Origin of the sequence: Thioclava sp. FR2 (assembly GCF_051200875.1) — a bacterium.
GTDB lineage: Bacteria > Pseudomonadota > Alphaproteobacteria > Rhodobacterales > Rhodobacteraceae > Pseudotabrizicola.
Genome location: NZ_CP195191.1, coordinates 1,702,703 through 1,721,372 on the forward strand (window position 1 = coordinate 1,702,703; position 18,670 = coordinate 1,721,372).

The window sequence follows — 18,670 nt, forward strand, 5'->3', positions numbered from 1 at the left end:
CCTGCGCCTCAAAACGGACAGCCTTAGCTGTCCATTTTGAGCGCACTAATAAACGCTTCCTGCGGGATTTCGACTTTGCCGAACTGGCGCATCTTCTTCTTACCGGCCTTCTGCTTTTCCAGCAGTTTGCGCTTACGGGTGGCGTCGCCGCCGTAGCACTTGGCGGTCACGTCCTTGCGCATGGCGGAAAGCGTTTCGCGGGCGATGACGCGGCCCCCGATAGCGGCCTGAATCGGGATTTTGAACATGTGCCGGGGGATCAGGTCTTTCAGCTTTTCCACCATGGCGCGGCCACGGCTTTCGGCGCGGTCACGGTGCACCATGATCGACAGCGCATCCACCGGTTCGTCGTTCACAAGGATCGACATCTTGACCATGTTGTCTTCGCGATATTCTGAAATCTGGTAATCGAAAGAGGCATAGCCCTTGGTCACCGATTTCAGACGGTCGTAGAAGTCGAACACCACCTCGGCCAGCGGCAGGTCATATTCGACCATGGCGCGGGCGCCGGCATAGGTGAGGTTCAGCTGAATGCCGCGGCGGTCCTGGCACAGCTTCAGCACATCGCCCAGATATTCGTCGGGCACCATGATCGTGGCCTTGATGCGTGGCTCTTCGATATGGTCGACATAGGTCAGGTCGGGCATGTCGGCGGGGTTGTGCAGCTCGCGCACCTCGCCGTCTTTCATATGCAGCTTGAACACAACCGAGGGCGCGGTGGTGATCAGGTCGAGGTCATATTCACGCTCCAGACGGTCGCGCACGACTTCGAGGTGCAGAAGGCCAAGGAAGCCCATGCGGAAACCAAAGCCAAGGGCGGCCGAGGTTTCCATCTCATAGGAGAAGCTGGCGTCGTTCAGGGCGAGCTTTTCGATGGCATCGCGCAGCGCCTCGAAATCATTGGCATCGACCGGGAAAAGGCCGCAGAACACGACGGGTTGCGCGGGTTTGAAGCCCGGCAGCGGCTTGTCGCAGCCGCGCTTTTCATGGGTGATGGTGTCGCCGACGCGGGTGTCGCGGACCTGCTTGATGGAGCCGGTCCAGATGCCGATTTCGCCGGGGCCGAGTTCCGCAATGTCGACCATCTGCGGTTTCAGGACGGCAAGTTTGTCGACGCCATAGACGGCACCGGTTTGCATCATCTTGATGCGGTCGCCCTTGCGGATCACACCGTCGATGACGCGGATCATGACGACAACGCCAAGGTAGCTGTCATACCACGAGTCGACCAGCATCGCCTTCAGCGGCGCTTCGCGGTCGCCCTTGGGCGCGGGCAGACGGGTGACGATCGCTTCCAGAACATCGGGAATGCCAAGACCGGTCTTGGCCGAAATCGGGATCGCCTGAGAGGCGTCGATGCCGATCACGTCTTCGATGTTTTCCTTGACCCGATCCGGTTCCGCCGCCGGAAGGTCGATCTTGTTCAGAACGGGCACGATTTCGTGCCCTGCGTCGATCGCCTGATAGACGTTGGCCAATGTCTGCGCCTCGACCCCCTGGGACGCATCCACCACCAGTAGCGAGCCTTCGACGGCGCGCATCGAGCGGCTGACCTCGTAGGCGAAGTCGACGTGGCCGGGGGTGTCGATCAGGTTCAGGATGTATTTGTTGCCATCCTTCGCCGGATATTCGATCCGCACCGTGTTGGCCTTGATCGTGATGCCACGCTCACGCTCGATATCCATCGAGTCGAGAAGCTGGGCCTTCATGTCCCGTTCGGCCACCGTCCCGGTCATCTGGATGAGCCGGTCAGCGAGCGTGGATTTGCCGTGGTCGATATGGGCCACGATGGAGAAATTGCGGATGCGATCAAGCTGGGTCATGGGCGCGCATATAGCTTGTAAAACAGGGGCCGGAAAGGGGTTCTGTGCGTGAGTCCCTCGGCAAGGACCGATGTTGGGGCCGAGAGGCACAATTCAGCTTCGCCGCAGTTCGGGCGGGTGCGGAAAAAGGGGGGAAAGATTCTGCAAATCGCTCAGGTTTGGGCTGGAAATTTCACCGAGTATTTCAATTTAGTTATTTATTTTCAAAGCATTAAACTTTCGGTTGGGAATTACCCCGAAACGTTCACGCTTTTGCCCCAATTTTGCCACGAATTGACAGCCGCAGCGGCATCCCCCACCTGATTTCTTGCCAGTTCGGCCCCGCCTGCCAGCGGGTTAATGAGTGGGGGAGTGCAAGATGCCGACCAGTACGGTCAATTGGCTGTGGATTGGGAATATTCCGATCATCGACAGCACAGCGACAACGAACGTCACCCAGACACAGCTGACTGAGGCCGGGATGGTGGGCTATACCGCCACGGGCCGGGCGCAGATTGCTCCGGTGGCGGTGACGGGAACCACGACGACCTCGTCGGGCGTTGCTGTCTTTACCGCGCCCTTCAACGCGGTTGGCGGGTTTGTCAGCCAGTTCAGTTTTGACAGTCCTTCTACGACGGGTGTCGTGACCAACCTGACAGTCCAAACCACCTTTCGCGCCGATGTGCTGCTGACCCTGCCCGATGGCACCACGTCGACGCAGGTGGCCACCATCGTGCAGATGTCGAATGGGGATATGTTCCTGCGACCGAATGCGAATTTCGTTTCGGCCTGGAATGGGATCGACGCGCTGCAAAGCGTGCAGATCCTGACCGCCACGCCCTTTCCCAACAACACGGTGTTGAATGCCTCGATCTCGTTCAACCCGAGCATCTTTGACATTCAGATTCCCTGTTTCACCGGTGAGACGCTGATTGAAACCGAGAATGGGATGGTGCGCGCCGTGGACCTGACCGTGGGGACCATGGTTCGGACGGCTGACCACGGCATGCAGCGCATTCGGTGGATCGGGCGGCAAAGTCTTCCGCTGGCGGCCCTGAGCCAAAATGAAACCTTGCGGCCGATTCTGATCGCGCCCGGTGCATTGGGGGCGGGCTTGCCGAGCCGCCCTTTGATGGTCTCGCCCCAACACCGGATGCTGATCCGATCGCGGATCGCGGAGCGGATGTTCGAAACGACCGAGGTTCTGGTTTCGGCGGTTCATCTGGTGGGACTGCCCGGCATCAGCATCGCCCCGGCACAGGACGTTACCTATGTGCATCTGATGTTCGATCATCACGAGGTCATCTTTGCCGAAGGGGCACCAAGCGAAAGTCTTTATCCCGGCCCGATGGCGCTGCGGTCGATTGGCGTTCGCGCCTCGGAGGAAATTTTCGCGCTGTTTCCGGACCTGATGCAGTTGGACAGTTTCCGCCTGCGTCCGGCACGCCCCTTTGTAAAGGGTCGGCAAGGCCGGACCATGGCGGAACGGCACCTGAAAAACGCGGTTGAATTGGTGGCCGCCTAAGCGCGCCGCCCCCCTGCCCGACAAGCGAGTCGGGCGGGACTTTTCAGTGCTCAATCAGCCAATTGTTACAGTCCCGTCACGCAAATCCCAACAAGGGCTAGTGGCTGCATCGATCTTGACCACCATAACCGCCCGACCTGCGGCAAAAGCCCGCCGAAAAGCGGGGCCGGATTGAAATTTGTTCTTCGAATCGGCACAATAGATGCCAGAAAAACGACCAGCGGCGGAGGGAAACCCCGTCACAGGCAATGAGGCAGATCGATGAAGTCCTTCCACACCCTGGCCCTTTCGGCCACGTTTGTTTTTGCCATTGCAGCGCCCAGTTTTGCGGGCCCGATTGAAAGCGCCTGTCTGCGGTCGGACCGCAAGGGAGCAAACCGCCAGCTTTGCGGCTGTATTCAACAGGTTGCGGACATGACCCTGCGGGGCGCCGACCAGCGCAAAGCGGCTGGTTTCTTCCGTGACCCGGACCGCGCCCAGAAGGTCAAGATGTCGAAATCGAAATCCGATGACGCCTTTTGGGACCGCTACAAGGCCTTTGGCGAACAGGCCGAGGCTTATTGCGCCTCGTGACCCTGTAGGTCTGTGATGAGACGGCGGCAGGCCGTCTCGCAGAGGCTGATGGTCTGGTCAAAGGCGCCGGAATAATAAGGGTCTGGCACTTCGGTCAGGCCAAGTTCCGGCACAAGATCCAGCAACCTTTCGGGCCAAGTGGCCGTTTCGGAAAGGCGATGAGATTGGCGCAGGGCCATAACATCGCGCAAATTCCGATCATCCATCACGAAAATACGGTCAAACCTTTGGAAATCCTCAGGGTTGATTTGACGTGCGCGCAAGGGCGACAGATCATAACCGCGCGCCTTTGCGGCCTTGATCATCGGCGGATGGGGCGGCTCACCGACATGCCAGTTGCCAGTTCCGGCGCTGTCGATCGTCAAGGGCAGGCCTGCCTGTTCTGCAAGGCGGCGCAAGACGGCCTCGGCCGTGGGAGAGCGGCAAATATTGCCGAGACAGACAAAGAGAATAGCTTTGGACATGGTGCAAGTGATGCCACGCGGAGGCAGGAATGGGAACCATCGTCGTTCTGACCGGGGCCGGAATTTCGGCGGAAAGCGGTTTGGGCACCTTTCGCGACAAAGACGGGCTTTGGACCAAATATGATCTGAGCGAAGTGGCGACACCGGAAGGCTTTTTTCACAATCCGGGGCTTGTTCACCGGTTTTACAATGCACGGCGGGCCAATGCGGCCGGCGCCGAGGCCAATGCGGCGCATCGGGCCTTGGCGCGGTTGCAACGTGATTATCAAGGCGAGGTCGTTCTGATCACGCAGAATGTGGACGATCTGCATGAACAGGCAGGATCTACCGATGTGATCCACATGCATGGCCAATTAAGCGGCGCATTGTGCGCGGATTGCGGGGCGCGCTGGCCCGCCCCACGGGAGATGCAGCCCGAGACCCCCTGCCCCACCTGTGATGGCCGTGCCCGACCAGATATCGTCTGGTTTGGCGAGATGCCCTATCAGATGGAACGGATTTTCGACGCCTTGGCGCAGGCCGATCTGTTCGTGGCCATTGGCACATCCGGCACGGTTTACCCCGCCGCGGGCTTTGTCGCTGAAGCCGCACAGAACGGGGCCGAGACTCTGGAAATCAACTTGGAACCGTCGGGTGGGCCGTTTGACCGCATCCTGACCGGCCCCGCCAGCAAGGTGATTGCTGACTGGGTTGACGCGATGCTTAGCGAAACGCCGGGCCGTGAGACCAGAGCGTAAGCGACCAACGCTCGCCCGCCGTGACGGGGGTTACGCGGTGCAACACAAAGCTGGGGAAGATCGTCGCAAGGCCGCGCTGACGGGGGGCCGAGGTGATATTGCTGTTCGGGCGCAGTTCCAGTGCACCGCCGTCGTAATCGGTGGGGTCAGACAGCTGCACCACGATGGTCAGCTTGCGCTTGGCAGCCCAAGCGCCCGCGCCGATGTCGGAATGCCAATCGAAATGGCCTTCACGCTCGGCCCCATAGCGGGCAACCTGCGGACTTTCCCCGAAATCGGTCAGGTCATAGCCAAAGCTTTCGCGGTTCGCTTCGGCCACAATCCGCATCATGCGGTCAAGCACCCAGTCCGCGCCCGGCACATCGTCCAGCCAGCAGATATCTGCGCGGCGGATAGAATGCGCGGTCTGGCCACCAACCAGCCCGGCGTCTCGGGTGGCATCACGGGCAAGCGCGGTGATCTGGTCACATTCATCAGGGGAGAAGGCATCCGGCGCGAAGTGCTGGGTCCGCATGGAAAAACCAATGGAAAAGGGCACGGACTCAGTCGTCCGCGCCCTGCTGATTAGTGCAAAGAATTTGCCGCCGCCAGAGGCCAGATTTGGCCGTGAACGCGGATGTGAGCAGCGGGATCAGCCGCCGCTTTGCATACCGTGATTGTGCTGCATTTGCATGCCCGCCTCGGGCTTGCGGTCGTTATCGACGGGCACATCGACCACGATCTCTCCGGCCTTTTCAAAGATGAGCGTCAGGGGGAAGGTATCGCCATTCTTCAGGTCAGCGGTCAGGCCCATCAACATGACGTGATCGCCGCCCCGCGCCAGTTCATGCATTTCGCCAGCCGGCACGGCAAAGCCTTCGGGAACGTGCATCATCTTCATGACGCCATCGCCCATGTCCTTGTGGGTGTGAAGTTCAACACGCTTTGCCACGTCAGCGCGGACGTCGATCAGGCGGTCATCCTGATCTATGTTGTTGTGAATGGCCATGAAAACCGCACCGGATTTGCCGACGCCCGCAGCGCGGGCATAGGGGTCCATGATGTGCAGGCCAGCCGGGTGATCCTGGGCGGCAAGCGGCGAAGACAGGGTCAGGCTGGCTGCGAGGGCAGCGAAAAGGGGGAAGAAACGGGTCACGGAGGACGTCCTTTTATTGAGTGATCTGTGTGGTGAGAGCAATCAGATCAAGGACGGAGGCCCCCGCGCCTGCGGGGTTTGTGTCAGGACAAGCGCCGCCTGAGCGGACTCAGGCAAGTGCAGGCGTTCGGTCCGCGTGCCGGGTCGGTTGCCCAGCGGGGCAGAAGGCAGATCGCCCAGCGTCAAGCCAACGAGGCAATCGGGGCAATGATGGTGCGAGGACGAGACAGGATTGCCCGCCGCATCCAGCGTGACGGTTTCTGTCCCTTCGTCGGAACAGATGGTCAGGACGATCACCCCTTGTGATTCCGCCCGGGCAACCGCCATCGACACCGAGGCAAGCCCCAGCGCCAAAGACATCAGGATGGCGGACAGCAAACGGATCATGGCGATGGATTACGCGCTTCTTTGAACAAGGGAAAGGGGACGAAAGCGCGCAAGCGAAAAGGCCCCGCGGGAAATACCCACGGGGCCTTGATCCGATGGATCAAACCAGATCAGGCGGCTGCCTGAGCCTTGGCGATGTCTTTCTTGATCTTCAGAGCGGCTGCCGAAAGCTCAGCATCCTTGGCCTTGGCAAGGTAAGCGTCCAGACCGCCACGGTGGTCGACCGAGCGCAGAGCAGCAGCCGAAATACGCAGCTTGAACGACTGTCCGAGCACGTCCGAAGCCAAGGTGACTTCGTTCAGGTTCGGCAGGAAGCGGCGGCGGGTTTTGTTGTTTGCGTGGCTGATCGTGTTGCCAGACATCGGGCCCTTGCCCGTCAGTTCGCAGACGCGCGACATCGTCGTGATCCTTCAAAGTGAACGCCGGGTCAGGCGCAGAGGTAAACAGAAAGAACCCCGCCCCAAAGGCGCGGCCCCGAATTCGATGGCTGCGTTTACGCGTATGCGCCGCCCTCGTCAAGCGATTCACCCCCCGGCCTGTGGAAAATTTGCCGGAGCCTCAGGTTCCTCGCGGCTTTGCCCTGAGCGTCGGATCAGCCTCGGTTGGGTCTTCTGGCCAAGGATGACGGGGATATTGGCCGCGCATGTCCTTGCGAACATCGGCATAAGAGCTGGCCCAGAAGCCGGGCAGGTCAAGCGTCACCTGAACCGGGCGCTGTGCGGGCGAAAGCAATGTGATTCGCAGCGGCAGGCGCTGTTGACCCACAGTCGGATGGCGCGTGACGCCGAACATCTCTTGCAAGCGAAGGGCGATGGCGGGGTGGTCGCCGTCATAGTCGATGGGGATCTTGCGTCCAAGTGGGGTTTCGAAATGGGCAGGGGCAAGGCGGTCAAGCTCCTGCGTCTGTTCCCATGTCAAAAAGCCACGCAATGGCTCGGTCAGGTCCAGCGATTTCAGGTCAGATTCGGTGCGCTTGCCGGTCAGATGCGGCAAAAGCCAATCCTCGGCGGTGGCGAGCAAGGATGCGTCTGACATATCGGGCCAGTCCTCACCTGCAACCAGCCGGATGCGGGCGCGGAGGCGCGCGGCAGAAGCTGTCCAAGGCAGGCCGATTTGCGCGAGGCCGGCGAGCGCTGCGCGCGCCACCGCCTCGGGCGGGGCGTCGGGCCAAGGGCGGTCGGCCAGAACCACCGCGCCCAGACGTTCCTGTTTGCGGGTGAGCACACGACCATCGCGGCGCGACCAGTCACAGACCTCTTCCCATTGGATGCGGTCGGCGAAAAGCTCCCTGACCTCAGACTCTGTGATCGCCACGGCCTGCCGCACCTGCGCTTCGCGCAAATCGCCGTCCAGATCGGTGGCGACAATCAGCTTTGCCCCCGAAAGCGGCAGACCCGCAGCCATGGCCGCGCCCTTGCCCCCTGACAGCACCCAGCGCGGAGCGTCACCTGCGCGGCGCATACCGATGCGGTCGGGATAGGCGAGCGCTGCCATCTGCGCGGGCGAAAGGTCGGGTTTCTGGGCCGTCTTGACCTGCCTGCTTAGCCGCTTTGCCTCGGCCCTGATGCGTTCGATGGTTGGGCGATGCGCCTCTGGCCCCGGTCGGTCGACGGCCTTGAGCCGCAAGAGCAGATCGGGCGGCGCGCCGCGCAGCGGGTCCCGCTCGGCCAAAAGCGCGGCCAAGGGCGCGGCCTTTGGCCCCGCAACAAGCAGCATATGCGCGAGACGCGGATGCAGGGGCAGCGCGGCGAGTTCGCGCCCATGCGGGGTTATCCCGCCCCGGTCGTCCAAAGCCCCCAGGCCCACCAGCAGAGCGCGCGCCTCGGCCAGCACACCGGAATGCGGCGGGGTCAGAAAGGGCAAGTCCGATGCGCCCCAAAGTGCCAGTTCCAGCGCAAGGCCGGTCAGATCGGCGGCTTCGATTTCGGCGGGAGGAAAGGGCTGCATCCCGCCCTCTTCCCCCTTGGTCCACATCCGGTAGCAAGTGCCTTCGGCCACCCGGCCTGCGCGGCCCCGGCGCTGTTCGGCCTCGGCCTTTGTGACTCGTTCGGTGACCAGCCGCGACATGCCCGAAGGCGCGTCAAAACGGGCGCGACGCGAGCGGCCCGCATCAACCACGACCCGGATGTCGGGAATGGTCAGCGAGGTTTCGGCAATCGAAGTGGCCAGCATGATCTTGCGCTGATCCGATGGGGCAAGAGCGGCCCGCTGCGCGGCAAAATCCATCGCGCCGAAAAGTGGACGAACTGTGCAGTCTTTCAGATCTGACAAAAGGCCTTCGACCCGCCGGATTTCGCCCTCGCCGGGCAGAAACACCAGCACCCCGCCGCTGGTTTCCGCGACCGCCTGCCGAACAGTCGCCGCCACCGCCGCCTCAAACCGCAAGGAGGCATCGAAGGGCCGTGGAAGCCAGCGCGTTTCCACCGGGAAGGCCCGCCCTTCCGAGGTAATCATCGGGGCCCCGCCCATCAGGGCGGCAACGGGTGCAGCATCCAAGGTGGCCGACATCACCAGAAGGGCAAGATCATCGCGCAAGGCGCCCCGGATTTCCAGACAAAGCGCAAGCCCCAGATCGGCATTCAGGCTGCGTTCGTGGAATTCGTCGAAAATGACCAGCCCGACGCCGGGAAGCTCGGGGTCCGACTGGATCATCCGGGTCAGGATGCCCTCTGTCACCACTTCGATCCGGGTCTGGCGCGAGACCTTGGCCTCGCCGCGGATGCGATAGCCCACGGTTTGCCCGACGGCTTCCCCCAAGGTTTCCGCCATCCGCTCGGCGGCGGCTCGGGCGGCAAGGCGGCGGGGTTCCAGCATCAGGATGCGGCCCTTGGTCTGCGCCATCAGCGCCAAGGGCACGCGGGTAGTCTTGCCAGCGCCCGGTGGGGCCTGCAACACTGCCTGTCCCGCACGGGCCAAGGCCGCTTGCAGGTCCGGGATCACCTCATCAATGGGCAGAACTTGCGTCATGTGCCGGGGTTAGGCCCAAGACCGAAAGGGTTCAAGACCAAAGGCAAGCCCCCCGATCGGCGGCGGGTGGGTGGTTGGGGCCGACGGTCGGGGGGCGGGAAATGGGGAGCGGGTTCAGGGGTCACTCCATCCGCGACAGACGGGCCACGCCAAAAAGGCTGTCCAGCACGATCTCGGTCACCTGCAATTGCCCCTCCGGCCCCGGCGCATAGGCGATGGTAAAGGGAAAATCCTGACGCTCGGCGATGTCTTCGGCGGGATAACCGTCAAGCCGCCGGTAGAGTCCGGTGCAGATCAGCCCCTCGCCATCGGGTTTTGGCTGGCCCACTGTGACTTGCGACAGGCGGTGCCCGTCAAAAATCTTCAGGTTCAGCGTGCAGGCCTGATCCCGGTCGGTGTCGCGCAACAAAGCATAGGTCATCGACAGCGGGTCTACCGTTCCAGCCTGTTTTGCGGGATCAAGAACCGGAGCGCCAGGGCGTTCCTCTGCCGCAAGCGACAGGATTTCCGGTACGCCGCCCTTGTAAACCATCTCCGCCCCGCGTCCGGTCCGTTCGCCTTCAGACGTGGACTGATAGCGTTCCGGGCGGAACTGGCCGTCGATTTCGGTTCCTCGCACCTTGCTGGTGACGGAGAAGGACCGGAACAGCCCCCCCATCCCCGCCGAACTGGTGTTGCCGGTCACGGCATAGGACGTTCCCTTACGATTGACGGCCATACTCATCTTCCCCGCTGTCACGCCAAGGACAGAGGCCGTGAACCGATAGGTTTCCGTTCCATCCGCCAATGCCGGCCCCTTGGGCACAGCCGTTGCCAGTGCGGCCACCAGCAGCATGGGAAAAAATCCGGAGAACATACGCATCTTCACTGCTTCCTGCGACATATGGCAAAGGGGGACCATCTGGCCTTGAGACGTCTTATAGGTCATGTAGGGGCAACTGACCACAAGGCGAGCCCTTCGGGCCAGCCGCTCGGCAAGACGGAGTGCATTCGGGCATGGACGCGAAAGAACTGGCACAGGGCGTCATTGCGGGGGACCGTCGGTCACTGGCCCGCGCCATCACCCTGGTCGAAAGTGCCCGGGCCGATCATCGCGCCAAAGCCGTTGAATTGGTTGCCGAAGCGCGTGCGGCAGGACGCCAAGCCCTTCGCATCGGCCTTTCCGGCACGCCGGGTGTTGGGAAATCAACCTTCATCGAAGCCTTTGGCATGCGCCTTCTGGCCGAGGGCCTGCGCGTGGCCGTGCTGGCGGTTGATCCTTCTTCTGCCCGGTCGGGCGGGTCGATCTTGGGTGACAAGACGCGGATGGAGCGACTGAGCCGGGAACCTGCCGCCTTTATCCGGCCGTCGCCCAGTCAGGCGCAGATGGGTGGCGTTGCGCGCCGCACGCGTGAGGCGGTTGCCCTGTGCGAAGCCGCGGGATTTGATGTGGTGCTGATCGAAACCGTAGGGGTTGGCCAATCGGAAACCGTAGTGGCCGAAATCTGCGACCTGTTCCTGTTGCTGCTGGCCCCGGCAGGCGGCGACGAATTGCAGGGGGTCAAGCGCGGCATCATGGAAATGGCCGACATGATTCTCGTGAACAAGGCCGATGGGGCGCTGAAATCCACGGCGACCCGCACCTGTGCAGATTACGCCGGGGCCTTGCGTCTGCTGCGCCGCCGACCGCAAGACCCAGAGGGCTTTCCCAAGGCGATGATGGTGTCAGCCACGGAAGAAACCGGAATGGCCGAAGCCTGGACGGAAATGCAGTTCTTGGCGCAATGGCGGCGCGACAATGGCCACTGGGAAAGCCGCCGTTCGGCGCAAGCCAAGCACTGGTTTGCCGAGGAAGTGCGACAAGGCTTGCTGGCAGCCCTGACCCGCGAACCTGCGAAGGGTTCCATGGCAGCCTTGGGTGAGCGGGTAGCGCAGGGAGACATCTCTCCCGAAGCAGCCGCGGCCGAGATGCTGGCCCTGCTTGGGCGCTGAACCCGGGCCTGTTGCTGCGGCGCAGCTATGCCTTTTATGACGAAATTATGGCAGGTTCTTTCTTAAATAGCGCACGAAAGCGTGAAATCCTGCCATTAGCCATGCGCCTGGCGCATGGCAGCTTTGGCGTTTTCCGGGGTTGATGCTGCGCCGCAGCAGACCCATCTTCATACCAACGGAAAAGGCGGAAAGGCCGCCCGGACCGATCCGAAACGATGAGGAAATGAAAATGGCATATGTGAACTCTGACCGCGCCGCTGGCATCAATGTGACCGGATGGATGGGCGACGTTCTGGCCAAGTGGAACGAAGCGCGCGAGCGTCGTGCTGTCTATGTCAAGACGGTGCAAGAACTGCGGGCCATGAGCGACCGCGATCTGGCCGACATCAATCTGGCCCGCGTCCAAATCGAAGATATTGCCCGCGAGGCAGCCTACGGCAAGTAAGGCACTGGTTTTCCGGCTTCCTCCTCCTCCCTGAAGTCGGAACTAACGACGGCGCTGGGTCCTCCCCCCGGCGCCGTTTTTTCTTTTTCAGGTCGGTAGCAAAGCGTGATCGCCCACTGGCCTGCCGGGACTTTTGCGCTAACACCAACAGCGCTATAGCTCGCCCTAGATTTGTGAGGGCAGTTATGACTTTGACTGAAGCAAGACGCGGCCGTTGGGCCGTCGCCGCGATGTTTGCCGCCAATGGATTTGTCATGGGGGCATGGGCGCCGCAAATTCCGCTTCTGTTGCCCCGCCACCAGATCACCGAATTCACGCTGGGTCTGCTGATCCTTGTTCTTGGCATCGGGGCCGTTGGCGCCATGCTGTTTGCGGGACGCTTGATTGCGCGCTTTGGTTCCATTCCGGTTTTGCGGGCTTTCGCGCTGTCGATCGCCGTGGCCCTGCCGCTGGTTGTCTTTTCACCGTCCCTTGCGGTTCTGGCGCCGTCGATGGCGCTGTTGGGGGCCCTGACCGGTTGCATGGATGTGTCGATGAACGCCAACGCGGTTGAGGTCGAGCGGCGTTTGGGGCGCGCTATCATGTCGTCCTCGCACGGGTTCTGGAGCCTTGGCGGTTTTGTCGGTGGGTCTTTGGGATCCTGGGTGATCCTTCATTGGGGCTCAGAGACGCAAGCCCTGCTTGTCGCTCTTTTCTCGGCGGTGATCGTATTGGCGGCGATGCCGTTCCTGCGCGGAGAGCCTGCCGATCGGGCTGTGTCCACCGTGACCGAAGGTGCGCCGAAACAGCGATTGTTGCCCCGCGCACCCGGCCTTTGGCTTTTGGGCGTCATGGCGCTGTTCTCGATGGTGCCCGAAGGGGCTGTGCTCGATTGGGCGGCGCTTTATCTGCAAAAGGAATTGGGGTCTGATGTGTTCCGCTCTGGTCTGGCATTTGCTTTCTTTGCCGGGGCGATGGCGATCATGCGCTTTGCCGGAGATTCCGTGCGAAACCGCTTTGGCGCGGTCCGCACCTTGCGGGTGTCCGGGCTTTTGGCAGCAGCCGGGCTTTTGGGCGCGTCGGTCGCGCCGACCGATATGATCGCCGTGATCTGCTTTGCGGCCTCGGGTCTGGGCGTGGCCAATATGGTGCCGATCATGTTTTCGGCTGCCGGAAACTATCCCGGCTTGTCGTCAGGAACGGCAATTTCCGCCGTCACGATGGTCGGCTATATGGGCATCCTCGTGGCCCCGGCCTCGATCGGTTTCGTGGCCGAAGCGATTGGGTTCCGTCTGACCTATGCAGCCCTGTCTTTGCTTTTGATCATCGTGGCCCTGTTGGCAGGGCGCACGGCTGGGGCAGATGGCGTTCATGCTGTGCCGGAGGCCGAGGCGCGGCCAGCGGCTTAGGCGCGAACCTCAGCCCCCCATATAATCGCCCTTGCCCAATTCAACCCCGTTGTGACGCAGGATGTTGTAGGCGGTGGCGATATGGAAATAGAACTGCGGCAGTGAATAAAGGTTGAGATAGTTCTCGCCCGTCATGGACACATCCTTGCCGCGGATTTTCAGCGCGATCTTGCGCTGGTCCGCACCTGCATAGGCGGCCGGATCGAAGCCCGCGATATAGCCCCGGGCGGCCTTGATGCGATCCTGCAACTCGGCAAAGCTGATCTCGGTATCGGGAAAGCTCTTTGGCTCTTCTCCGGCAAGGCGGGCCGCTGCGCGGGCTGCGAAATCACAAGATAGCTGGACCTGCTTTACAAAGGGGAACATGTCCGGGAACAGCCTGAAGGTCAGCATGGCCTCTGGCTTTATCCCTTTGACCTCGCAGTGCTTTTCTGCCTTGTCCAAAAGGTGCGAGAGGTTGTTCAGAAACCGGTCGTAGACGACGATTGAGCGCGCGTGCATGGCAATTCCCCCGGGCAATTTGGCTTTGATCTGCCTTTAGTGGTCGACCTTTTCCGAATCCCCGTCAAGTCGTCTCCCCGATCGCCGGTCAGAACGGATTGGCGCAATTTACTTTGAAGAAAATTGCCCGGAGTTCCGAGGAACTCCGGGCCAAAATTCTTGCAAGAATTTTGGCGGTGGCAGAGCCACCGCCAGGATCACTTGCCCAAGCACCAGCGCATGATGGCTTTTTGAGCGTGAAGGCGGTTTTCGGCCTCATCAAAGATCACCGAATGCGGGCCATCCATCACCGCGCTCGTCGCCTCGTCATTGCGGTGGGCGGGCAAGCAATGCATGAAGAGGCTTTCGGGCTTGGCCTTGGACATGAGGTCCTCATTCACCTGATAGGCCCGAAGCTGGTTGTGGCGGCGTTCCTTGGCGCTTTCCGGATCATGCATGCTGACCCAAGTGTCGGTGACGACAAGATCGGCCCCGGCAACGGCGCGATGCGGATCGCGGTCGATCGTGATCGGGCGGCCCTTGGCGGCAGCCCAGTCGATCCAGGCGCGTTCCGGGTCCAGGGTTTCGGGGCCTGTGAAGGTCAGGTCAAAGCCGAATTGTCCGGCAGCATGGGCAAAGCTTGCAAAGACATTGTTGCCATCGCCGCACCAGACCACCTTCTTATCGGCGATCGGGCCGCGATGTTCCTCATATGTCATGATATCAGCCATGATCTGGCAAGGATGGGTGCGGTTGGTCAGGCCATTGATCACTGGAACAGTGGCATGTTCTGCCATTTCTTGAAGTGTTGCTTCTTCAAAGGTTCGGATCATGATCAGGTCGACATAGCGCGACAGGACGCGCGCCGTGTCAGCGATGGTTTCCCCGTGGCCAAGTTGCATTTCGCGACCCGACAGCACCATGGTCTCTCCGCCCATCTGGCGCACACCGACGTCAAATGAGACGCGTGTCCGGGTCGAAGGTTTTTCAAAGATCAGCGCGACCATATGGCCTTTCAGGGGCTGTTCGTCATCGGGCGTACCTTTGGGACGACCATTGCGGGCCGATTTCATTTTTTGGCCCATATCGATCATCTGCCGCAGATCGGCGGCATCGGTGGTGTGAATATCAAGGAAGTGTTTCATATCGTTTCACTTTTGGGCTTTGCGAGGCGGGGGCTCTGCCCCCGAAGCGCGGTTTGGCGGGGCCAAACCGCTGTCCCCCGGGATATTTGAAGACAGAAAAGGACGTCAGCCTTGGGTTTCGAGCGCGGTGGCCACGGCATCAAGACGGCGCAGTGCCTCGGTTATATCAGAGTCCGCGATGTTCAGGGCAGGCAGAAGGCGCAGGACATTGTCCGCCGCCGCGACCGTCAGGATATGCTGAGCGTAGCCTGCCTTGACCACATCGGTGTTCAGCGCCTTGCATTTCAGGCCCAGCATCAGACCCTGGCCGCGCACGGCCTCGAACACCGTCGGGTGGCTGGCGACAAGGCCTTCCAGCCCTTGCCGGAATTGGGCCGCTTTTGCCGAGACGGCATCAAGGAAGGCCGGGTCCGAGACGAGTTCGACGACCTTCGCGCCAATGGCGCAGCCCAGCGGGTTGCCGCCATAGGTCGAGCCATGGCTGCCAGCGGTCATGCCGCCCGCAGCGTTCTCGGTCGCGAGCACCGCGCCTAGCGGGAAGCCGCCACCGATGCCTTTGGCGACCATCATGATGTCTGGGGTGATGCCCGACCATTCATGGGCGAAGAGTTTGCCTGAACGCCCCATGCCGCATTGCACCTCGTCAAAGATCAACAGCGATCCGGTTTGGTCGCAGAGGTCACGCAGGCCTTTCAGGCACTGGTCGGGGACCGGGCGGATACCGCCTTCGCCCTGAATCGGTTCGATGATCACGGCTGCGGTTTTTTCGGTGATGGCCGCACGGATGGCGTCATGGCCTTCTGTCGCAGTCGGCCATTTCAGATGGGTGAAGCCGGGCATCAACGGGCCATAGCCCTTGACCATCTTTTCCGACCCAGCCGCTGCAATCGCCCCGGTTGACCGCCCATGAAAGGCGCCTTCAAAAGCCACGATCTCGATCCGATCCGGCTGGCCTTTTTCGTACCAGTATTTCCGCGCCATTTTGATGGCCAATTCTGCGGCCTCGGTTCCCGAATTGGTGAAAAACACCGTGTCGGCAAAGGTCCGGTCGACCAGCATCTCGGCCAGCTTTTGCTGTTCGGGAATGGTGTAGACATTGGACACATGCCACAGCTTTTGCGCCTGCTCGGTCAGGGTTTGCACCAAAGCCGGATGGGCATGGCCAAGCGCATTCACCGCGATCCCCGAACCCAGATCGAGATATCGGCTGCCATCCTCGGCCTGAAGCCAGCTGCCTTCGCCGCGCACGAAGGCGATGGGGGCACGGTTATAGGTGGGAAGAACGGCAGAGATCATGGCATTTGCCTTTCAAAACGGGCTGTCCGGTCGGGTTTGGGCGCTTCTTCGGCCAGAGGCGAAGGAAGGCTTAGCCGTAGCGGCAGGCCAAGGGGGGTGTCAATGGAAGGGATGTCCGTTTTGCCCCCGGACAGGGGTAACCCATCGCTCAGAAGCGTCGCGTACGTCGGAAAAGGGTGCGCGTATGGGTCATGGCGTCCGGATAGACCACAACTTGGCACCTTGTAAATGCGATTCTTGGCCTTGGTTCCTTGAACTTCCAGTCTCTGGCTTGTATCCGCTGCTGTCGCCGTTAAAATAGACGGATCAGCCGGAAAGCGGAGTTTGCCATGTCCTGGACGGATGAGCGCGTCGAGACGCTCAAGCGCATGTGGGCCGAAGGTCAGTCGGCCAGCCAGATTGCCAAGGAACTGGGCGGGGTGACCCGTAACGCAGTGATTGGCAAGGTCCATCGTCTGGGCCTGTCGAACCGTGTGGGCGGCAAGGAGGAAGGCGAAAGCGAAAGCCCGGCACCGGCCGCCGCTGCGCCCCGGCCAGAGCCGAAGCCAGCGCCAGAGCCAAAGCCTGAACCCGTTGCCGCTGCACGGCCCGCCGTTGAACGGCCTGCTGCCGCAGCAGCACCAGCGTCGAATGTCACGCCTTTGCCGATCCGCAAGGCGATCATCCCGGCGGGCCAGCCGCTCCCGCCCCAGCCGTCGGCCAATGAGATTTCGCCCGAGGCCTTGGCTTCGGTCCGCGAGGTTGAAAAGCGTGCCCGCAAGCTGAGCCTGATGGAGTTGACCGAGCGGACCTGCAAATGGCCGATTGGCGACCCGGCAACCGAAGATTTCTGGTTCTGCGGGCTGCCCAGCACGCCCGGCAAGCCCTATTGTGAGGCTCATGTCGGCGTGGCCTTCCAGCCGATGAGCACGCGGCGCGACCGCCGCCGCTGAGCGCGACAAAGATCGAAAAAGGGGCGCCCGTTTCGGCGCCCCTTTTTGTTTCAGAACTTGCGGCTCCAACCGATGGAAACCGAGACCTGATTCATTTTCAACTTCACGCTGCCGCCAGTTGGGCCGAGGGGGGTCATTTCCGGGCCGGTCACCGTGTTGCGCGGAACATAGACCACCGAGAAATCCAACCGGTCCCGGTCATTCAACTGCCGGGATCCGCCAAAAGTGAAATGGTCCTGCACGATACCCGGTGCGATGATGTTCAGCGTGACATCTTCCGGCCCGACGGGGTTGCTGGCATGGGCATAGCCCGCGCGCCAGATCATCTCCGGGCTGGATCGCCATTCGGCCCCCAGATGGACGACGTTCACATCGTCCCAGCCAAAGCCTGCCCCGCCCTTTGCGCCCAATGGCCCGGCCGAATTGGCATTGCCGATGGCGCCCACGTCTGAATACCAGATCTTTTGATAGTCCAGCATCACCGTCAGGTCTTGCGTCGCCTTCCACGCCAAACCGGCCGTCACCGTCGCCGGGATGTCGAAATCGCCGCCATTTTCAAACAGGCCTGCATATGTCTTGAATTTGGACATGCCGATCTTGGTTTGGCCGGAAAGGCCAAAAGTCAGCTGGTCCGACAGCTTGTATTGCAGACCGGCACGCAGGCCAAAACCATAGGACGTGTCGTGGCCCCTGTCGGTCAGGGCAGCCGGGTTCGTTGATATGCCTGCGAAAGCCCCCAACCCGCGCGCCTCGAACCGTTGCACGGCCAAGGTCGGCGCGATCCCCCAAGACAGGTTGCCGTCCTGCCGGGCATAGGTGGCCGAGAGGAAAAGCTGACTGAGATCAACCCCTGCCGGACCTCCACAATAGACAGAGCCACAGCCTGCTAGGCCAGCCGGATAGCTGGTGTTCATGCCGCCATTGCCATAGGCGGCAAAGTTCAGCACAGCGCCGCCGTCAAGCCGATGGTTCAAGGCAAAGTTCGGGATCAGAAACAGATCGCGCCCGCTTTGCACGTTTCCTGAAGGCACGAAGCCCGTCGCCGTCCCTTCATACCCACGGCGAGGCGCGAAAACCTCGACCCCCATTGAAAGTTCTGTGCCCAAGCCTGCAACCGCAGCCGGGTTCACCGTGGCAGACATCGCGTCAAAAGCATGGGCGACCCCTGCGCCGCCCTGCGCCCTTTGCACAGGGCCGAAGCCCAAAGCGAAATATCCCTCTGTCGCCAGTGCAGCATCTGGCAGTCCGCCCAGCGCAAGGCAAAGCACCGCAGCCCCGGCCCGTAGGCCGGATTGAATTGTTCTTGTCATGTATCGCTCCCTGAAGGCCTTGGGACTGCCGCGCGACAAGGCGAACCCTGCTCCCCAGGGCGACAGACTTTTCGGCACTGGCCGCCTCCCTGCGGCCAACACCAGAATACATT

The 18,670-nt window shown here is 61.5% G+C and carries 19 protein-coding genes; 7 read left to right on the top strand and 12 right to left on the bottom strand.

The window, feature by feature from the left end; translation table 11 throughout:
* Positions 1-23: 23 nt before the first annotated feature.
* On the bottom strand, positions 24-1,823 hold the full coding sequence (gene lepA, locus ACSBLW_RS08235; protein ID WP_435259730.1) for a translation elongation factor 4: 1,800 nt from the start codon (positions 1,821-1,823) through the stop codon (positions 24-26).
* 358 nt (positions 1,824-2,181) lie between these two features.
* Between lepA and ACSBLW_RS08240 the strand changes: the two genes are divergently transcribed.
* Positions 2,182-3,327, top strand: a complete 1,146-nt coding sequence (locus tag ACSBLW_RS08240; protein WP_435259731.1) for a Hint domain-containing protein — start codon at positions 2,182-2,184, stop codon at positions 3,325-3,327.
* Between the two features lie 261 nt (positions 3,328-3,588).
* Positions 3,589-3,900 (top strand): hypothetical protein, encoded by a 312-nt coding sequence (locus ACSBLW_RS08245; protein WP_435259732.1) that lies wholly within the window; start codon positions 3,589-3,591, stop codon positions 3,898-3,900.
* Here ACSBLW_RS08245 and ACSBLW_RS08250 read toward each other — a convergent pair.
* On the bottom strand, positions 3,885-4,364 hold the full coding sequence (locus ACSBLW_RS08250) for a low molecular weight protein-tyrosine-phosphatase (RefSeq protein WP_435259733.1): 480 nt from the start codon (positions 4,362-4,364) through the stop codon (positions 3,885-3,887). The two genes, ACSBLW_RS08245 and ACSBLW_RS08250, sit on opposite strands and share 16 nt — an antisense overlap.
* A 29-nt stretch (positions 4,365-4,393) precedes the next feature.
* Between ACSBLW_RS08250 and ACSBLW_RS08255 the strand changes: the two genes are divergently transcribed.
* Positions 4,394-5,101 carry an NAD-dependent deacylase gene (locus tag ACSBLW_RS08255; protein WP_435259734.1) on the top strand — a complete coding sequence of 236 codons (708 nt, stop codon included), beginning with the start codon at positions 4,394-4,396 and terminating at the stop codon, positions 5,099-5,101.
* Here the strand turns inward: ACSBLW_RS08255 and ACSBLW_RS08260 are convergent.
* The 6 genes from ACSBLW_RS08260 to ACSBLW_RS08285 all read right to left on the bottom strand — a co-directional run bounded on the left by ACSBLW_RS08260 (position 5,067) and on the right by ACSBLW_RS08285 (position 10,452).
* Positions 5,067-5,615: a 2OG-Fe(II) oxygenase gene (locus ACSBLW_RS08260; protein ID WP_435259735.1), complete on the bottom strand. Its 549-nt coding sequence runs from the start codon at positions 5,613-5,615 to the stop codon at positions 5,067-5,069. The two genes, ACSBLW_RS08255 and ACSBLW_RS08260, sit on opposite strands and share 35 nt — an antisense overlap.
* 117 nt (positions 5,616-5,732) lie before the next feature.
* A complete protein-coding gene (locus tag ACSBLW_RS08265; RefSeq protein ID WP_435259736.1) occupies positions 5,733-6,236 on the bottom strand; it encodes a copper chaperone PCu(A)C in 504 nt (167 codons plus the stop codon).
* Between the two features lie 42 nt (positions 6,237-6,278).
* Positions 6,279-6,623, bottom strand: coding sequence for a DUF2946 family protein (locus ACSBLW_RS08270; protein ID WP_435259737.1), 345 nt, complete (start codon positions 6,621-6,623; stop codon positions 6,279-6,281).
* Between the two features lie 110 nt (positions 6,624-6,733).
* Positions 6,734-7,021 (bottom strand): 50S ribosomal protein L28, encoded by a 288-nt coding sequence (gene rpmB / locus ACSBLW_RS08275; RefSeq protein WP_435259738.1) that lies wholly within the window; start codon positions 7,019-7,021, stop codon positions 6,734-6,736.
* 160 nt (positions 7,022-7,181) lie between these two features.
* Complete coding sequence (hrpB, locus tag ACSBLW_RS08280; RefSeq protein ID WP_435259739.1) at positions 7,182-9,590, bottom strand: ATP-dependent helicase HrpB; 2,409 nt, start codon at positions 9,588-9,590, stop codon at positions 7,182-7,184.
* Positions 9,591-9,711: 121 nt separating this feature from the next.
* Positions 9,712-10,452 (bottom strand): DUF3108 domain-containing protein, encoded by a 741-nt coding sequence (locus tag ACSBLW_RS08285; protein WP_435259740.1) that lies wholly within the window; start codon positions 10,450-10,452, stop codon positions 9,712-9,714.
* Between the two features lie 134 nt (positions 10,453-10,586).
* Between ACSBLW_RS08285 and meaB the strand changes: the two genes are divergently transcribed.
* From meaB to ACSBLW_RS08300, 3 genes are all read left to right on the top strand, one after another.
* Positions 10,587-11,561, top strand: a complete 975-nt coding sequence (gene meaB, locus ACSBLW_RS08290) for a methylmalonyl Co-A mutase-associated GTPase MeaB (protein ID WP_435259741.1) — start codon at positions 10,587-10,589, stop codon at positions 11,559-11,561.
* A 229-nt stretch (positions 11,562-11,790) separates the two neighbouring features.
* Positions 11,791-12,006: a DUF1127 domain-containing protein gene (locus ACSBLW_RS08295; protein ID WP_435259742.1), complete on the top strand. Its 216-nt coding sequence runs from the start codon at positions 11,791-11,793 to the stop codon at positions 12,004-12,006.
* A gap of 185 nt (positions 12,007-12,191) precedes the next feature.
* A complete protein-coding gene (locus tag ACSBLW_RS08300; protein WP_435259743.1) occupies positions 12,192-13,394 on the top strand; it encodes an MFS transporter in 1,203 nt (400 codons plus the stop codon).
* Between the two features lie 9 nt (positions 13,395-13,403).
* Here ACSBLW_RS08300 and ACSBLW_RS08305 read toward each other — a convergent pair whose 3' ends face one another.
* The 3 genes from ACSBLW_RS08305 to ACSBLW_RS08315 all read right to left on the bottom strand — a co-directional run bounded on the left by ACSBLW_RS08305 (position 13,404) and on the right by ACSBLW_RS08315 (position 16,315).
* Positions 13,404-13,895 carry a DUF1993 domain-containing protein gene (locus ACSBLW_RS08305; RefSeq protein ID WP_435259744.1) on the bottom strand — a complete coding sequence of 164 codons (492 nt, stop codon included), beginning with the start codon at positions 13,893-13,895 and terminating at the stop codon, positions 13,404-13,406.
* Between the two features lie 197 nt (positions 13,896-14,092).
* Positions 14,093-15,019 (bottom strand): ornithine carbamoyltransferase, encoded by a 927-nt coding sequence (argF, locus tag ACSBLW_RS08310; protein WP_435259745.1) that lies wholly within the window; start codon positions 15,017-15,019, stop codon positions 14,093-14,095.
* A 105-nt stretch (positions 15,020-15,124) separates the two neighbouring features.
* Positions 15,125-16,315, bottom strand: coding sequence for an aspartate aminotransferase family protein (locus ACSBLW_RS08315; RefSeq protein WP_435259746.1), 1,191 nt, complete (start codon positions 16,313-16,315; stop codon positions 15,125-15,127).
* A gap of 329 nt (positions 16,316-16,644) precedes the next feature.
* Here ACSBLW_RS08315 and ACSBLW_RS08320 point away from each other — a divergent pair, with 329 nt between their 5' ends.
* The gene (locus ACSBLW_RS08320) at positions 16,645-17,247 is read left to right on the top strand and encodes a GcrA family cell cycle regulator (RefSeq protein ID WP_435259747.1); all 603 of its coding nucleotides are present in this window, start codon (positions 16,645-16,647) and stop codon (positions 17,245-17,247) included.
* Between the two features lie 50 nt (positions 17,248-17,297).
* Here ACSBLW_RS08320 and ACSBLW_RS08325 read toward each other — a convergent pair whose 3' ends face one another.
* Positions 17,298-18,557, bottom strand: a complete 1,260-nt coding sequence (locus ACSBLW_RS08325) for an OmpP1/FadL family transporter (protein WP_435259748.1) — start codon at positions 18,555-18,557, stop codon at positions 17,298-17,300.
* Positions 18,558-18,670: the final 113 nt, after the last annotated feature.

What these genes read in the sequence shown, in the direction of transcription:
- lepA (WP_435259730.1), bottom strand. Translation starts at nt 1,823, where the DNA reads ATGACCCAGCTTGATCGCATCCGCAATTTCTCCATCGTGGCCCATATC.
- ACSBLW_RS08240 (WP_435259731.1), top strand. Translation starts at nt 2,182, where the DNA reads ATGCCGACCAGTACGGTCAATTGGCTGTGGATTGGGAATATTCCGATC.
- ACSBLW_RS08245 (WP_435259732.1), top strand. Translation starts at nt 3,589, where the DNA reads ATGAAGTCCTTCCACACCCTGGCCCTTTCGGCCACGTTTGTTTTTGCC.
- ACSBLW_RS08250 (WP_435259733.1), bottom strand. Translation starts at nt 4,364, where the DNA reads ATGTCCAAAGCTATTCTCTTTGTCTGTCTCGGCAATATTTGCCGCTCT.
- ACSBLW_RS08255 (WP_435259734.1), top strand. Translation starts at nt 4,394, where the DNA reads ATGGGAACCATCGTCGTTCTGACCGGGGCCGGAATTTCGGCGGAAAGC.
- ACSBLW_RS08260 (WP_435259735.1), bottom strand. Translation starts at nt 5,615, where the DNA reads ATGCGGACCCAGCACTTCGCGCCGGATGCCTTCTCCCCTGATGAATGT.
- ACSBLW_RS08270 (WP_435259737.1), bottom strand. Translation starts at nt 6,623, where the DNA reads ATGATCCGTTTGCTGTCCGCCATCCTGATGTCTTTGGCGCTGGGGCTT.
- rpmB (WP_435259738.1), bottom strand. Translation starts at nt 7,021, where the DNA reads ATGTCGCGCGTCTGCGAACTGACGGGCAAGGGCCCGATGTCTGGCAAC.
- hrpB (WP_435259739.1), bottom strand. Translation starts at nt 9,590, where the DNA reads ATGACGCAAGTTCTGCCCATTGATGAGGTGATCCCGGACCTGCAAGCG.
- ACSBLW_RS08285 (WP_435259740.1), bottom strand. Translation starts at nt 10,452, where the DNA reads ATGCGTATGTTCTCCGGATTTTTTCCCATGCTGCTGGTGGCCGCACTG.
- meaB (WP_435259741.1), top strand. Translation starts at nt 10,587, where the DNA reads ATGGACGCGAAAGAACTGGCACAGGGCGTCATTGCGGGGGACCGTCGG.
- ACSBLW_RS08295 (WP_435259742.1), top strand. Translation starts at nt 11,791, where the DNA reads ATGGCATATGTGAACTCTGACCGCGCCGCTGGCATCAATGTGACCGGA.
- ACSBLW_RS08300 (WP_435259743.1), top strand. Translation starts at nt 12,192, where the DNA reads ATGACTTTGACTGAAGCAAGACGCGGCCGTTGGGCCGTCGCCGCGATG.
- ACSBLW_RS08305 (WP_435259744.1), bottom strand. Translation starts at nt 13,895, where the DNA reads ATGCACGCGCGCTCAATCGTCGTCTACGACCGGTTTCTGAACAACCTC.
- argF (WP_435259745.1), bottom strand. Translation starts at nt 15,019, where the DNA reads ATGAAACACTTCCTTGATATTCACACCACCGATGCCGCCGATCTGCGG.
- ACSBLW_RS08315 (WP_435259746.1), bottom strand. Translation starts at nt 16,315, where the DNA reads ATGATCTCTGCCGTTCTTCCCACCTATAACCGTGCCCCCATCGCCTTC.
- ACSBLW_RS08320 (WP_435259747.1), top strand. Translation starts at nt 16,645, where the DNA reads ATGTCCTGGACGGATGAGCGCGTCGAGACGCTCAAGCGCATGTGGGCC.
- ACSBLW_RS08325 (WP_435259748.1), bottom strand. Translation starts at nt 18,557, where the DNA reads ATGACAAGAACAATTCAATCCGGCCTACGGGCCGGGGCTGCGGTGCTT.